General features: G+C 69.9%; 12 protein-coding genes and 1 pseudogene. 8 read left to right on the forward strand and 5 right to left on the reverse strand.

Translation table 11 applies throughout. From position 1 onward, the window contains the following. Positions 1–39: 39 nt before the first annotated feature. The 4 genes and pseudogenes from GCU53_RS13410 to GCU53_RS13425 all read left to right on the forward strand — a co-directional run bounded on the left by GCU53_RS13410 (position 40) and on the right by GCU53_RS13425 (position 3193). Positions 40–1437: a TonB-dependent receptor gene (locus tag GCU53_RS13410; RefSeq protein WP_152388063.1), complete on the forward strand. Its 1398-nt coding sequence runs from the start codon at positions 40–42 to the stop codon at positions 1435–1437. A gap of 30 nt (positions 1438–1467) precedes the next feature. After that, positions 1468–1908, forward strand: a pseudogene (locus tag GCU53_RS26780) (TonB-dependent receptor domain-containing protein); the annotation flags it as partial. Between the two features lie 31 nt (positions 1909–1939). Continuing rightward, positions 1940–2287 carry a TonB-dependent receptor domain-containing protein gene (locus GCU53_RS26560; protein ID WP_280115882.1) on the forward strand — a complete coding sequence of 116 codons (348 nt, stop codon included), beginning with the start codon at positions 1940–1942 and terminating at the stop codon, positions 2285–2287. Positions 2288–2299: 12 nt separating this feature from the next. After that, positions 2300–3193, forward strand: a complete 894-nt coding sequence (locus tag GCU53_RS13425; RefSeq protein WP_152388065.1) for a substrate-binding domain-containing protein — start codon at positions 2300–2302, stop codon at positions 3191–3193. On the opposite strand, the gene GCU53_RS13430 is transcribed toward GCU53_RS13425, so the two are convergent. Next, positions 3147–4097 (reverse strand): ATP-binding cassette domain-containing protein, encoded by a 951-nt coding sequence (locus tag GCU53_RS13430; protein WP_152388066.1) that lies wholly within the window; start codon positions 4095–4097, stop codon positions 3147–3149. The genes GCU53_RS13425 and GCU53_RS13430 overlap by 47 nt on opposite strands. A 70-nt stretch (positions 4098–4167) precedes the next feature. After that, positions 4168–4596 (reverse strand): TOBE domain-containing protein, encoded by a 429-nt coding sequence (locus GCU53_RS13435; RefSeq protein WP_152388067.1) that lies wholly within the window; start codon positions 4594–4596, stop codon positions 4168–4170. A gap of 203 nt (positions 4597–4799) precedes the next feature. On the opposite strand from GCU53_RS13435, the gene GCU53_RS13440 reads away from it, so the two are divergent. The 4 genes from GCU53_RS13440 to modC are packed head-to-tail and all read left to right on the forward strand — an operon-like array spanning position 4800 to position 8273. Further along, a complete protein-coding gene (locus GCU53_RS13440) occupies positions 4800–5612 on the forward strand; it encodes a TOBE domain-containing protein (protein ID WP_152388068.1) in 813 nt (270 codons plus the stop codon). A 41-nt stretch (positions 5613–5653) separates the two neighbouring features. Then, positions 5654–6409: a molybdate ABC transporter substrate-binding protein gene (gene modA, locus GCU53_RS13445; RefSeq protein ID WP_152388069.1), complete on the forward strand. Its 756-nt coding sequence runs from the start codon at positions 5654–5656 to the stop codon at positions 6407–6409. A 24-nt stretch (positions 6410–6433) separates the two neighbouring features. Further along, positions 6434–7114: a molybdate ABC transporter permease subunit gene (gene modB / locus GCU53_RS13450; protein WP_152388070.1), complete on the forward strand. Its 681-nt coding sequence runs from the start codon at positions 6434–6436 to the stop codon at positions 7112–7114. Between the two features lie 16 nt (positions 7115–7130). Further along, positions 7131–8273, forward strand: a complete 1143-nt coding sequence (gene modC, locus GCU53_RS13455) for a molybdenum ABC transporter ATP-binding protein (RefSeq protein WP_152388071.1) — start codon at positions 7131–7133, stop codon at positions 8271–8273. Positions 8274–8279: 6 nt separating this feature from the next. Here modC and GCU53_RS13460 read toward each other — a convergent pair whose 3' ends face one another. The 3 genes from GCU53_RS13460 to GCU53_RS13470 all read right to left on the reverse strand — a co-directional run bounded on the left by GCU53_RS13460 (position 8280) and on the right by GCU53_RS13470 (position 14265). Further along, positions 8280–9242, reverse strand: coding sequence for an NAD(P)/FAD-dependent oxidoreductase (locus tag GCU53_RS13460; RefSeq protein ID WP_152388072.1), 963 nt, complete (start codon positions 9240–9242; stop codon positions 8280–8282). Positions 9243–9378: 136 nt separating this feature from the next. Further along, entirely contained in the window at positions 9379–10422 is a 1044-nt protein-coding gene (locus GCU53_RS13465; RefSeq protein ID WP_152388073.1) for an HD-GYP domain-containing protein, read from the reverse strand. 33 nt (positions 10423–10455) lie between these two features. Continuing rightward, positions 10456–14265, reverse strand: coding sequence for a response regulator (locus GCU53_RS13470; protein ID WP_208845251.1), 3810 nt, complete (start codon positions 14263–14265; stop codon positions 10456–10458). Positions 14266–14308: the final 43 nt, after the last annotated feature.

Here is a 14308-nt window from a genome sequence, read left to right on the forward strand (position 1 = left end):
CGGTGCCGAGACGTTTCGTACTACCAGAGAACGACTCCCATGAAGCAGTTTCCCGTCCATGCGCCGTCCGGCCGGCGCCCCGCGTTCCCGCGCTGCTGCGCCGCCCTGCTGTCGGCACTCGCCTGCGGCGCCGTGCCGGCCGAAGAGACGCTGCCGCCGATGCTGGTGACCGGCGAGGCGGACGCATCGCAGGCGCCCTGGTTCGACTCGGACCCCGACTCGCCCTCGACGCTGTACCGGGTCGGCCGCGAGGGCATAGAGCTGTTCGGCGGCAAGGGCGGCAGCAATCCCTATTCGATGGTGTCGCGGCTGCCGGCGGTGCAGATGCACAGCACCGATGCCTGGGGGCTGGTCAACCAGCAGGGCGGCAACAAGGGCCTGCGGGTGCGCGGGGAGATGGCCACCCACGGTGCCAACGGCACGGTCGAGGGCATGCCGCTCAACGGGCCGGGACCGGGGCCGGGCTACCTGTTCCTGCTCGATGCCGAGAACATCGCCGGCGTCTCCCTCGCCCAGGGCCCGGTAGCGCCCGACCGCTTCTCCCTCTACGACAGCGCCGGCCAGCTCGACACGCGCATCCTCTGGCCCAGGGCCGAGGCGGGCGGCGTGGTGTCCCTCGGGGTGGGCGAGGAGGATTTCCGCCGGCGCTTCGTGCGCCTCGACAGCGGTCGGCTGGCCAGCGACACCGCGCTGTTCGTCTCGGCCTCCAAGACCGGCGCCGACAAGTGGCGCAGCAGCGGGCAGTCGCCCAAGCGCCGCGACACCTTCGCCCTGGGCCTGACCCAGGGACTCGGTCCGCTGGACATGAAGTTCTTCGCCGCCCACAACGAGATGGCCGCGGACAACTACAAGGGCCTGACCTACGAGCAGTCGAAGGACCAGTCGCTCTACGACGAGATCGACTACGACGCCAGCCCCACCGGCAGGAGCGCCGCGCAGCTGGCCAACTGGCAGGGCTACAACCGCCAGGCGTTCAAGACCACCGCCGCCTTCGCCGAGTTCGACTATGCGCTGGGCGCCGACACCCATCTGGTGTTCAAGCCCTTCTACAGCAAGGAGGACGGCGAGTACCTGTATGCCAGCGGCAACGTCGTGCGCAAGTGGCGGATCGACCAGAAGACCTACGGGGCGATCGCCGAGCTGCACACCAGGCTGGCCGGCACCGGGCTGACCTTCGGCTACGGCTGGGTGTCCAGCGAGCCGCCGGCGCCGGCGACGCGCTGGAAGGACTACACGCCGAACGCCTCCGGCGGCCTGACCTTCTCCAGATGGAGCATGCTGGCTGACGTCGACCACCGTCACGATCTGCACAACCTGTTCGCCGTTGCCGAGCGCGATTTCGGCGCCCTCGACGTCAAGGCCGGGGTGCGCTACGTGCGCGACGTGCTGCCCTCGATCAAGTACTACGACCCCGCGGGCGTCGGCGATCTCTCCTAAGAGGACGCCCTCGGCCGGTCGCGGGGCGAGGTGGCCTCGCGCAGCGTCGACAGCAGCACCATCGAGGAGTGGGCGCCTTACCTGGCGCTGCGCTACCGGCTGAGTCCGATGATCGAATTGCGCGCCTCGGCCGGGCGCAACCTGGGCACGCCGGCCTTCGACGCCTTCCATTCGCCGGTGGTCCCCGGCGTGTCGAAGCAGCAGCTGTGGAGCGACAGCGAAATGGAAGTCGCCGACGGCGTCGACCTCGCCGTGCGCTTCAACTTCGCCCGCGGCTATCTGGAGCCGCTGCTCTTCTACACCCGCTACAGGAACAAGGGCGTTTCGCTCTACGACCCGCAGTACAAGGCCTCCTACACCCAGAGCATCGCCGACGCGCGGCGCTTCGGCCTGGTGCTGGCCGGCGGCTGGGAGGCGCTGCCCGGGCTCAACCTGTTCGGCAACCTGAGCTGGATCCGCGCCGAGTTCGAGGACGATCTGCAGACCGGCGCGAACGCCCCCCCTGGAGACCGAGGGCGAGCAGTTGCCCGACGTGCCGCGGCGCATGGCCACCCTCGGCGCCGCCTGGACCCGTGGCCGCTTCACCCTGTCGCCGGTGCTGCACTACATGGGCCGGCGCTACGCCAACGTCGAGCACACCCAGACCATGGCCGCCTACAGCGTGACCAACCTCGACCTCGCCTACCGCGTGCCGGTCAGCCGGGGCCGGCTGCAGGCGAACCTGGCGGTGATCAACCTGTTCGACAAGCGCTACATCGGCTTCAACAACGCCAACGAGACCAACAACGGCAGCAGCTTCTTCCCGGGTGCGCCGCGCACCCTGATGGCCAAGCTCGCCTACGAGTTCTGAGGAGAAAAACGCATGCAGATGAGGAACATGAGGGGGCTGGCCCGCTGCGCGCCCCTGCTGCTCGGCCTGCTGCTGGGGCTGGCGCCGGGCGCGCGGGCCGGGGAGTCGCTGCGCCTGGCCATGGTCGGCGGCATCCAGTTGAGCGGTGTCGGCGAGCGGCTGCGGGCGCGCCTGGAGACGGCCACCAGCGTTCGCCTGGAGCTGGTCGCGGTGGCGAACAAGGAAGCCATCGTGCCGCGCTTCGTGCGCGGTGAGGCCGATCTGCTGCTGATCCACGGCGGCAGCGAGACCTTCGCCCTGCAGGCTTCGGGGCTGGGCGGGCGGATGCAGGTGTGGGGCTTCAACGAGCACGTGCTGGTCGGGCCCGCCGAGGACCCGGCCGGGGTACGCGGCGCAGCGAACGGCGCCGAGGCCTTGCGGCGCATCGCCGCGGCGCGCGCGCCCTTCATTGCCTTCCGCGATGCCGGCAGCCACGAGATCGTCCAGCGCCTGTGGAAGCGGGCCGGCATCCGTCCGGAGCCGGACTGGGTGCTGCTCGACCAGGGCGAGCAGCCGCAGGCGATCCTCGCCCAGGCTGCCCGGCAGCGGGCCTACGTGGTGGTCGGCGGCATTCCGGCGGCCTTCGGCAAGCTGCGCGGCGAGGGGCTGGAGATCCTCCTGCGCGGCGACCGGCGGATGCGCCGGGCCTATGTCGCGCTGGAGCCGGGGCCGGCCCATCCGGCCTCCGCCGCGGCGCGCGAGGGCGCCCGGCGGGTGGTCGACTACCTGGTCTCGCCGGCCGGGCAGGCCGCGCTGGCCGCCGCCGATGCCGAGGCCGGGGGCCCCTGGATCTACGGCCTGGCGGAGGCGCCGCCGGCGCTCAGTGCAGGCCGTGGAGCGGCGTCGCCAGCCAGTCCCCGGCACTGACCAGCACGCTGTCGCCCGGCTCCATGCGGGCGCGCTCGGCCGGACGGGCGAGGCAGGTGCGGCCCTCGGCCTCGATGCGGTAGAGCGGGCTGCCGTCGGCGGCAGCGATGCGTTCGACCACCCGGCCGGCGAGGATCAGGCGGCTCTCGGCATCGACGAAGCGCCCGGCGCCGAACAGCCGGGCTGGCGTCGTGTCGGCGACTACCCGGCCGGCCTCCAGCAGCACCGCGCGCTCGCACAGGCGCAGGGCTTCGCTCGGATCGTGGGTGACCAGCACCAGGGTGGTGCGCCGGCGCTCGCGCAGGGCGGCCAGGGCATCCTGCAGGTCGCGGCGCAGGGCGCCGTCGAGGGCCGAGAGCGGTTCGTCGAGCAGCAGCAGGTCCGGTTCCGCGGCCAGGGCGCGGGCCAGCGCCAGGCGCTGCTGCTGGCCGCCGGACAGGCGCGCCGGCCGCTCGTTGGCGAGGCCGGCGAGGCCGACCAGCTCCAGCAGCTCGTCGGCGCGCCGGGCGGGCATGCCGGCGGGCAGGGCGAAGCGCACGTTGCCCTGCACGCTCATGTTGGGGAACAGCGCGTAGTCCTGGAACACCAGCCCGGCGCGGCGCCGGCGGGGCGGACGGTCGATGCCGCTGGCGCTGTCCAGCCAGATCCGCCCGAAGGCGGCGATGAAGCCGCTGTCGGCCGGCTGCAGGCCGGCGAGCAGGCGCAGCAGGCTGGTCTTGCCGCTGCCGGAGGGGCCGAGCAGGGCGAGGCTCTCGCCGCGGGCGATGTCCAGTTCGATGTCGAGTTCGAGGGGGCCGGTAGCGCAGACCAGCTGCTTGCGCAGATGGAAGTGCAGGCGTTCCGGCGGAGCCGGACGGTTGAGGCGGGGGCGGCGAAGAAAATTCGGCAGGGTGAAGACGGGCATGGCGGAGACTCGTGACGAGGCGTGCCTCTTGCAAGCACGCCTCATGCCATCCGTGAGCGGGAGTCTTGCCTCAGGCCGGCACGCCGAGGATCACGTTCGAGGCCTTGATCACCGCGCTGGCGCTGCCGCCCGGCTTCAGGCCCAGTTCGGCGACGGCTTCCTTGGTGACCATGGCGGTGATCTCGGTACCGCCCGGCAGGCTCAGGGTGACTTCGGCGTTGACCGCGCCGGTCTCGATGGTCTTGACGGTGCCGGTCAGGATGTTGCGGGCGGACAGGCGATAGCCGCTGCCGTCGGTCATCAGCAGGACCCAGGGCGCCTTGACCACGGCGACCACCGGCTTGCCGGCGGCCAGTTGCAGGGCCTTGGCGCTTTCCATGGTCACCACGGCGGCGAGCTTGTCGCCGCCGCCCAGGATGATGTCGACCTCGGCGTTGACCGCGCCTTCCTTCAGGGCGCTGACGGTGCCGGTGAAGACGTTGCGGGCACTGATTTTCATGCTGTGTTCCTCATTCGATGGCGTGCAGGGTTTGCCACAACCGCTATATCATCTACACCATAAATTGTCGTAAGCCTGACAACTCATGCGGGGCGAAGTATAGGCAAGCCCTTTGTAGACATGGAACAATAACAAAGTGCCATTTGGCATGTGAATTGCTTTATATAAACTCAGGTAGATAGATAAGTTACAGGCCCCCGACGATGACTGCCACCCGCTTTCTTGCCCGCATGTCCCTGGACACCGATGTCGGTACTGCGCTGTCCGACACCCGCATCCGCCTGCTCGAACAGATCGAGCGCGAGGGCTCGATCAATCGCGCGGCCAAGGCCGTGCCGCTGTCCTACAAGGCGGCCTGGGATGCCATCGACACCATGAACAACCTCGCCCCCGAGCCCCTGGTGGTGCGGGTCGCCGGCGGCCGCCAGGGCGGCGGCACCCGGCTCACCGACTACGGCCGGCGCATCGTGGCCATGTACCGGGCCCTGGAGATCGAGTACCAGCAGGCCCTCGACCGCCTCTCCGAGCGCCTCAACGAGGTGACCGGCGGCGACATCCAGTCCTTCCAGCGCCTCATGCACTCGATGAGCCTGAAGACCAGCGCGCGCAACCAGTTCGCCGGCACCGTCACCGGCCTGCGCGTCGGCGGGGTCGACTACGAGGTGCGCATCCGCCTGGATGCCGACAACGAGATCGCCGCGATCATCACCAAGGCCAGCGCGGAGAACCTGGAGCTGGCCATCGGCAAGGAGGTCTTCGCCCTGATCAAGTCCTCCTCGGTGATGCTCACCACCGAGCGCTCGCTCAAGCTCACCGCGCGCAACCAGCTGTGGGGCAAGGTCGTCGAGGTTCACGAGGGGCCGGTGAACAACGAGGTGACTCTGGCCCTGCCGTCCGGACGCAGCGTGACCTGCGTGGTCACCGCCGACAGCTGCGAGGCCCTCGGCCTGGCCCCGGGCGTGGAGGCCTGCGCCCTCTTCAAGTCGTCCAGCGTGATCCTCGCCTCCTACGGCTGAGCGGTTTTCCTGTTCCGTTTTCTTCAACATGGAGTAGTGTCATGAGTCTTTCGCTGTCCCGCCTGTTCGTCGCCCTGGGCGCCGGTCTGCTCGCCTGCGCCGCCCAGGCCGGCGAGGTACAGGTTGCCGCCGCCGCCAACTTCACCGCGCCGATGAAGGAGATCGCCACCCGCTTCGAGCAGGAGACCGGCCACAAGCTGATTGCCTCCTTCGGGCCGACCGGCGGCTTCTACAGCCAGATCCGCAACGGCGCCCCCTTCGAGGTCTTCCTCTCCGCCGACGACACCACGCCGGAAAGGCTGGAAAAGGAGGGCGTCACCGTCCCCGGCTCGCGCTTCACCTATGCCATCGGCAAGCTGGTGCTCTGGTCGGCCAAGCCGGGCTACGTGGACGACAAGGGCGAGGTGCTGCAAAAGAATGCATTCAGGCATCTTGCCATCGCCAACCCGAAGACCGCACCCTATGGCGCCGCCGCCAACCAGGTGCTGGCCAAGCTCGGCCTGGCCGAGGCGGTCAGGCCGAAGCTGGTCGAGGGCGCCAACATCGGCCAGGCGCATCAGTTCGTCGCCACCGGCAATGCCGAGCTGGGCTTCGTCGCCCTGTCGCAGGTGTCCAAGGACGGCAAGCTCAGCGAGGGCTCCGGCTGGAGCGTGCCGGCCGAGCTGTACGAGCCGATCCGTCAGGATGGGGTGATCCTGGCCAAGGGCAAGGACAATCCGGCGGCCCGGGCGTTGATCGACTACCTCAAGGGGCCCGAGGCCGCCGAGGTGATCAAGGCCTACGGTTACGATTTGTAAGTTGAAGAGCAGGAGGCTCAGGCAATGCCACTGTCCGAACTCGACCTCGCCGCCATCCGGCTGACCCTGGAGCTGGCGTCGCTGACCACCGTGCTGCTGCTGCTGGTCGGCACGCCGATCGCATGGTGGCTGGCGCGCACCCGCTCGCGCCTGAAGGGGGCGATAGGTGCGGTGGTGGCTTTGCCGCTGGTGCTGCCGCCGACCGTGCTCGGCTTCTACCTGCTGGTGACCATGGGGCCGCACGGCCCCGTCGGCCAGCTGACCCAGGCCTTGGGCCTCGGTACGCTGCCTTTCACCTTCGCCGGCCTGGTGGTGGCGTCGGTGTTCTATTCGCTGCCCTTCGTCGTGCAACCCTTGCAGAACGCCTTCGAGGCGATCGGCGAACGCCCGCTGGAGGTGGCCTCGACGCTGCGCGCCGGCCCCTGGGATACCTTCTTCACCGTGGTGCTGCCGCTGGCGCGGCCCGGCTTCGTCACTGCCGCCATCCTCGGCTTCGCGCATACCGTGGGCGAGTTCGGCGTGGTGCTGATGATCGGCGGCAACATCCCGGAAAAGACCCGCACCGTGGCGGTGCAGATCTTCGACCACGTCGAGGCGATGGAGTACACCCAGGCCCACTGGCTTTCCGGCGGCATGGTGCTGTTCTCCTTCCTCGTGCTGCTTGCACTCTATTCCAGCCGTCGCTTCAAGGCGGGGCTGAGCTGATCCGGGAGGATCCTCGATGAGCACCATCTTCGAGCTCGGCGCCAAGGACGTGAATGCCGTCCGTCCGGCCCGCGTGCCGGCGGACAGCATCCGCGCCCGTTTCCGGGTGGCCTATGCGGGCTTCGTGCTGGATGTCGACCTGACGCTGCCGGGGCACGGCGTGACCGCGCTGTTCGGCCACTCCGGCTCCGGCAAGACCACCCTGCTGCGCTGCGTCGCCGGCCTAGAGCGGGCCGCCGAGGCGCGTCTGGAGATCAACGACGAGCTCTGGCAGGACAGCGCCGCCGGCGTGTTCCTGCCGACCCACAGGCGCGCCCTCGGCTACGTGTTTCAGGAGTCCAGCCTGTTTCCCCACCTGACGGTGCGGCGCAACCTGGAATACGGCATGAAGCGCGTCGATGCCGCCACTCGCCGGGTATCCTGGGAGCGGGTGCTCGAACTGCTCGGCATCGGTCATCTGCTCGACCGCCTGCCCGGTCGCCTGTCCGGCGGCGAGCGCCAGCGCGTCGGCATCGCCCGCGCGCTGCTCACCAGTCCGCGTCTGTTGCTGATGGACGAGCCGCTGGCGGCGCTCGACCTCAAGCGCAAGAACGAGATCCTGCCCTATCTGGAGCGCCTGCACGACGAGCTGGACATCCCGGTGCTGTTCGTCAGCCACTCGCCGGACGAGGTGGCGCGCCTGGCCGACCACGTGGTGCTGCTCGACCAGGGCCGGGTGGTCGCCCAGGGCGGGCTGCAGGAAACCCTGGCGCGGCTCGATCTGCCCACCGCCTTCAGCGAGGACGCCGGGGTGGTCATCGAGTCGGTGGTGGCCGAGCACGACGACCATTACCACCTCACCCGTCTCGAATTTCCCGGCGGCGCGGTGCTGGTCGCGCGGCGTCCGGAAGAGCCCGGCCAGCACCTGCGCCTGCGCGTGCATGCCCGCGACGTCAGCCTGGCGAGCAGCCACGCCGAGGATTCCAGCATCACCAACGTGCTGCCGGCCACGGTCCGCGAGGTGGTCGAGGCCGACACCCCGGCCCACGTGCTGGTGCGCCTGGAGGCCGAGGGCACCCCGCTGATCGCCCGCATCACCCGCCGCTCCTGCGATCAGCTCGAGATCGTCCCCGGCAAGCGGATGTGGGCGCAGATCAAGGCGGTGGCGCTGCTCGGCTGAGGTCGTTCAAAGGGCGGGACGCGTCCAGGGATTGGCTTCCAGGCTGTTGTGCAGCGTCGTCGCCGCCTGGGCCGCCTGGCCGACTGCCACGCTGATCTGCCGCAGTCCGCTGGTCACGTCGCCGATGGCGTACAGCCCCGGGATCGAGGTGCGCTGGTGATCGTCGACCAGCAGGCCGCCCTTGTCGTCGCAGGCGGCGCCCAGCCGGCAGGCCAGCTCGGCGCGCACCCGGGCGCCGAGGCTGGGGTAGAGGATGTCGAAGACATGCCGCCGGCCATCCGTGTCGATCAGCTCGATGCCCTGGCCGGGCAGGTAGCGCAGGCTCCGCGCGCCGGGCAGCACCGCGATGCCGTAGTGGCCGGCCAGGGCCTGCGCCTCTGTGCCGGGCGCGCGGTCGTCCGCGACGACCGCCGTGACCTGGTCGCTGAAGGTGCGCAGGAAGGCCGCATGGCGGATCGCCTCCTCGGCCGTGCCGAGCACCGCCACCGCATCGCCCCGGACCTCGTAGCCGTCGCAGATCACGCACAGGCGCAGCGCCCCGGCGGCGATCGCCGCCTCGGCGCCGTCCATCTCCGGCAGGGCGTCCTCGATGCCGGTGGCCAGGATCACCCCGCGGGCGATGCAACGGCGCCCGCCGAGATCCACCGCAAAGCCCAGGGCATGCGGGCGGATGTCCTCGACCACGCCGTGCTCCAGGCGCACCCCGTAGCCGGTGGCCTGCTCGCGCAGCCGGGCGAGCAGCTCGTGGCCGGAGATCCCCGGCGGAAAGCCCGGGTAGTTGTGCGAGCGCGGGATCAGCGCCGCCCGGCTGCAGCCGGCGTCCATCACCAGGCAGCTGCGGTGGAAGCGCGCCAGGTAGATGGCCGCGGTCAGCCCGGCCGGCCCGCCGCCCACCACCAGGCAATCGAGGTCGGCGCACGGCCCGTCGTCAGGCTTCGGCAGGCTGGTGTTGTCGGAGATCTCGTGCATGGTCCTGGCCCTCGCTGCCGGCGGGCCCTGTGCGGAGGCCCTTGGCAGTAGAAGGGGTGGAGCCGGGGAAGTTCGCCGCCGGCCGATGGAACACCGCTGCTGCGGATGAAACGACCAAGGCGTGCCGGGCGCGGCCTTACAGGTCGATATCCAGCAGCTCTCCCCGATTGTCGGCATAGCGCTCGACGATCTGCGCGATCTCCCCGAGCGCCCGGCGGAAGGGTCCGATCAGGCCCGGATCGAAATGCGCGCCGGCCTGCGCCTCGATGTGGCCGGCCGCATCCGCGATGGTCCAGGCCTTCTTGTAGGGGCGCGTCGAGGTCAGGGCGTCGAATACGTCGGCGATGGCGGCGATTCGCGCCATCAGCGGGATTTCCTCGTCCTTCAGGCCTTGGGGATAGCCGCTGCCGTCCCATTTCTCGTGGTGGTGCAGGGCGATGTCGTGGGCGGCCTTGAGCAGGTCGTCGTCGTGCCGGCCGATGATCTTCGCGCCGATCTCGGCGTGCTGGCGCATGACGGCCCATTCCGCCGCGTCCAGCTTGCCCGGCTTGAACAGGATGCTGTCGGGGATGCCGATCTTGCCGACGTCGTGCATTGGCGCGGCGTTGAAGAGGATCTCCACCGATTCCGCGCCCATGCCGGCGGCCTGGCCGATCAGCCGGGCGATGTGGCTCATGCGCACAATGTGGTTGCCCGTCTCGTTGTCGCGGAATTCCGCGGCGCGGCTCAGGCGGCGGACGATCTGCTGGCGGGTCCTGAGCAACTCGGCGGTGCGCTCCTCCACCAGCCGGGCCAGCTCCCGGCGCTGCCGATAGAGCGCCAGGTGGGTCCGGACCCGGGCCAGCACGATCGGCGGGCTGACCGGCTTGGTGAGGTAGTCCACCGCGCCCAGCTCCAGGCCGTGGCGCTCGTCGGCCACCTCGCTCATGGCGGTGACGAAGATCACCGGAATGGCCCGGGTGTCCGGATCGGCCTTGAGCTGCTCGCAGACCTGATAGCCGCTCAGGCCCGGCATCATCACGTCGAGCAGGATGAGGTCCGGCGGGCTGTCCGAGCGGGCGATCTTCAATGCCCGCTCGCCGTTCAGGGCGACCCTGGTGCGGTAATGCGGTGCGAGGATCTCGACGAGGATGTCGATGTTCTCCGGCACGTCGTCCACGACGAGGATGGTGTTTGTCATCGGCTCGGTCTCTGCAAGAGGAAGGCTCGGCATTCAGGCCAGGGTCGGGGCGAGGGTCCGCTGGATGGCCTCGAGGCTGGCCAGGGCGGCCTCGAAGTCGTAGCGGGCGATCAGCGCCTGCAGCTCGCCGGCTTGCGCGCCGAGGCCGAGGGCGGTCAGCCGGGCGCTCAGGGCGCGCAGTTGCGCCGCGGCGCCGGCATCGTCGTCGCGCAGCAGGGCTTCCAGGGCCTGGAGTCCTTCGCTCAGGCCAGACAGGTCCAGCGGCTCGGCGTCTGGCGCGGGAGCCGCCTCGCCGGCGGGCAGGGCCGCGACGATGGCCTCGCACAGGCTGCCGAGCGCCTGGTCCAGATCGTCCAGCGCCCCGGCAGGCAGCTCCCGGTCCTGCCTGAGGCATTGCTCGAGGGCCGCGGCCCGGGCCGCCAGCGCCGTGGCGCCGATGTTGCCGGCCAGGCCCTTGAGGGTATGGGCGATGCGCAGGGCGTCCTCCCGGTCGCCGGCCGCGAGGGCGGCGCCGAGACGGGCGGCGGTGTCGCCCTGGCTGGCGGCGAAGCGTGCCAGCAGCCGGCGGAGCAGGGCCTGGTTGCCGCCCAGCCGGCTCAGCGCCTCGGCCTGCTCCAGGCCGGCGATCGCCGGCAGTCCGGCCGTCGCCGCGGCGCTGCGGGCCGGGGGGAGGGCTGCGCGTGGCTGTCTGACCCGGATCTGCTGGTTGAGGGTGATGAACAGCTGGGCGACGTCGATGGGCTTGGCGATGTGCGCGTTCATCCCGGCGTCCAGGCAGCGCTCGCGGTCGCCGGCCATGGCGTTGGCGGTCATGGCCAGGATCGGCAGCTCGGCGAAGCCCTCCTGGCGGATCCGTCGGGTGGCCTCGAAACCGTCCATCACCGGCATCTGGCAGTCCATCAGCACGCCGTCGTAGGCTTGCGCGACGACCCTGTCGACGGCCTCGGCGCCGTTGCTGGCGACATCCACGCGGATGCCCGCGGTGCCGAGGATCTCCACGGTCATTTCCTGGTTGATCGGGTTGTCCTCGACCAGCAGCAGATGGGCGCCCTGCAGGGCCTTCTGAGCCTGTTCGGCCTCGCTTTCCAGCTCCTGCCGGCTGCGCGGCATGGCCATCATCCTGCGGCTGAAGGCGTTGAGGATGCCGTCGAGCAGGCCGGACGGGGTGACCGGCTTGACCAGCAGGCCCTCCACCGCGACGTTGCCGAGCCGCTCGAGCAGTTCGTCGCGGCTGTACGAGGTGACCATCACGAACAGCGGGGTCTCGGCGATCCGCGGGTCGTTGCGGATCGCGCCGACCGCCTGGACGCCATCCATGCCCGGCATCAGCCAGTCCATGATCACCAGGCGGTAGGGGTTGCCCTCCTGCTGGGCCCGGTCCAGCAGGCGGATCGCCTGCGGCGCGTTGTCCACCGTGGTCACCGCGAAGCGCAGCGCGCTCAGCATGCTGGCGAAGATCTCCAGGGCGCTGGCGTTGTCGTCCACCATCAGCACGCGCATGCCGAGGAGGTCGGCGCTGTCCACCCGCAGTTCGCGCTGGCTTTCCTGGCGGCCGAAGCGGGCGTCGAAGTGGAAGGTGCTGCCCTCGCCGAGCTTCGAGTCGACGCCGATCCCGCCGCCCATCATCTCCACCAGGCGCTTGCTGATGGCCAGGCCCAGGCCGGTGCCGCCGTACTTGCGCGAGGTCGAGGAGTCGGCTTGGGTGAAGGCCTGGAACAGCCGGTTGCGCTGTGCCTCGCCGAGGCCGATGCCGGTGTCGCTCACCTCGAAGCGCAGCCGGACGCCCTGGCCGTCGTCGTGCTCCTTGCGGATGCGCAGGGTGATCTCGCCCCGCTCGGTGAACTTGATCGCGTTGCTGAGCAGGTTGCTCAGCACCTGGCTGAGGCGCAGCGGGTCGCCGACCAGCGCGGTGGGCACGTCGGTGGCGACGTCGAAGAGCAGCTCCAGGCCCTTTTCCTGGGCCTTGAGGATCGACAGGTCGGCCAGGCTGGCCAGCACGCTCTCGAGGTGGAAGTCGACGTGCTCGAAATGCATCTTGCCGGCCTCGATCTTCGAGAAGTCGAGGATGTCGTTGATGATGCCCAGCAGGCCCTGGGCCGCGTCGTGGGCCTTCTCGACGAAGTTGCGCTGGCGGTCGTCGAGGTCGGTGCCCAGGGCCAGGTGGGTCATGCCGATGATCACGTTCATCGGCGTGCGGATCTCATGGCTCATGTTGGCGAGGAAGTCCGACTTCATGCGCGTCGCCTCCTCGGCCAGCTCCTTGGCCTCGGCCAGGGCCCGCTCGGACTCCTTCTGCGCCGAGATGTCGATGAACATGCCGACCAGGCCGGCCGGGCGGCCGTCGCCGCTGTTGTAGCTGGCCAGGGTGTAGATGGCCGAGTGCAGGCGGCCGTCGCCGAAGGGGACCTGCCGTTCGGCGCTGAACAGGCCGCCCTCGCGCAGCACCTGGTCGTTGGCGGCCTGGTAGCCGGGACGCTCCGCGGCAGGCAGCGCCCGGAAATCCAGCACGGTCTTGCCGGCCAGCTCCTCGGGGCGGACCCCGAAGGTGTCCAGGAACGCCTGGTTGAAGCGGATGTAGCGGCCCTCGCGGTCCTTGACGAAGAGTGGGAAGGGAATGGTGTCGAACAGCACCCGCTGGAATTCCAGCTGGTCGGCGTTGGCCTGCTCCAGGGCCTTGCGCTCGCTGATGTCGCGCACCGCGACGCAGGCGCAGTCGGGCTTGTCCTCGAGCGGCGGCATGCGCGTCAGGTTCAGCTCGATGGGGAACTCCCGACCGCGCCTGTCCAGCCCGTGGAGGTCGCCGTTGCGGCCGATCAGCCGCAGCGGGCCGTTCTGGGCCATGAACTTCTCGCGCATCTGCGCGTGCAGGTCGCGAATGCACGACGGTACCAGCCGGTCGACGTTCAGGCCGGGCAGCTCGCCCGGCGCATAGCCGAAGGTTTCGTGGGCCCTGGCGTTGGCGATCAGGATGGTGCCCCGGCGGTCGACCACCAGCATCCCCTCCGGGGAAAACTCGATGATGTGCCGGTACCAGGCCTCGGCCATGCGGAAGCGGCTGTGCTGGGCGTCCAGTTCGGTCATCGCATTCTGGTAGTGCTGCAGGGCGCGGGCCAGATCGCCCAGCTCGCTGCCGTCGGCCGCGGCGGCGAAGCTGAGGCCGCGCTCGCCCGCGACGATCCGCCGGGTCTTCTCGGTCAGCTCGACGAGGGGCTGCAGCAGCCGGCGGTGATAGAAGCCGCGCAGGGTGAAGGCGACCAGCAGCAGGCTGAGCAGCAGGGTGGTCACGGTGACGTACATGGCCGAGTCGACCTGCGCGTCGAGCGCCGCGACCCGGGCCTCGAAGCGCTGGTGGATGCTTTCCTCGGTCCTGCGGATGGCCGCCATGATCGACTGCTTGGCGGCCAGGTAGGCTTCGCTGAACAGCAGGGCGATGACCTTTTCCCGCCCGCCCTGCTCGAAGCTCGCGAAGGCCTGGCGCTTGCGCTCGAGCAGGGCGTCGGACTCGCCCTTGGCCTGCTCCAGCCAGGCGCGCTCCTCCGTGCTCAGGCCGATGGCGGCGAGCTGTTCCAGGGCCTTCTCGCGGGAGCGGGTGATGTCCTTCTCGGTCAGGAAGGCCTCGAGGTAGTGCTTGTCCCCGGTCACCGCATAGCCGCGGGCGGCGGTGGTCAGGGTGTCGGCGCCGCGGGCCAGCAGGTTCAGCGCATCGCTCATCCGGTGCAGGTGCTGCAGGGCGTCGCCACGCTCCTGGGCGAGCAGGAAGGTGCGTACCACGTTCAGCGAGGAGAACGCCAGCAGCAGTACGATGAGCAGCGAGGCGAGGCTGCTGAGCTTTCCGAGTTTCACGCTTGCTCCGGTTTTCTGGTGATTCGCTGGGGGGCCGTTCCGT

Source organism: Azotobacter salinestris, from assembly GCF_009363155.1.
GTDB lineage: Bacteria > Pseudomonadota > Gammaproteobacteria > Pseudomonadales > Pseudomonadaceae > Azotobacter > Azotobacter salinestris.

Coding starts and splice junctions, on each gene's coding strand:
- GCU53_RS13410 (WP_152388063.1), top strand. CDS start 40: ATGAAGCAGTTTCCCGTCCATGCGCCGTCCGGCCGGCGCCCCGCGTTC.
- GCU53_RS13425 (WP_152388065.1), top strand. CDS start 2,300: ATGCAGATGAGGAACATGAGGGGGCTGGCCCGCTGCGCGCCCCTGCTG.
- GCU53_RS13430 (WP_152388066.1), bottom strand. CDS start 4,097: ATGCCCGTCTTCACCCTGCCGAATTTTCTTCGCCGCCCCCGCCTCAAC.
- GCU53_RS13435 (WP_152388067.1), bottom strand. CDS start 4,596: ATGAAAATCAGTGCCCGCAACGTCTTCACCGGCACCGTCAGCGCCCTG.
- GCU53_RS13440 (WP_152388068.1), top strand. CDS start 4,800: ATGACTGCCACCCGCTTTCTTGCCCGCATGTCCCTGGACACCGATGTC.
- modA (WP_152388069.1), top strand. CDS start 5,654: ATGAGTCTTTCGCTGTCCCGCCTGTTCGTCGCCCTGGGCGCCGGTCTG.
- modB (WP_152388070.1), top strand. CDS start 6,434: ATGCCACTGTCCGAACTCGACCTCGCCGCCATCCGGCTGACCCTGGAG.
- modC (WP_152388071.1), top strand. CDS start 7,131: ATGAGCACCATCTTCGAGCTCGGCGCCAAGGACGTGAATGCCGTCCGT.
- GCU53_RS13460 (WP_152388072.1), bottom strand. CDS start 9,242: ATGCACGAGATCTCCGACAACACCAGCCTGCCGAAGCCTGACGACGGG.
- GCU53_RS13465 (WP_152388073.1), bottom strand. CDS start 10,422: ATGACAAACACCATCCTCGTCGTGGACGACGTGCCGGAGAACATCGAC.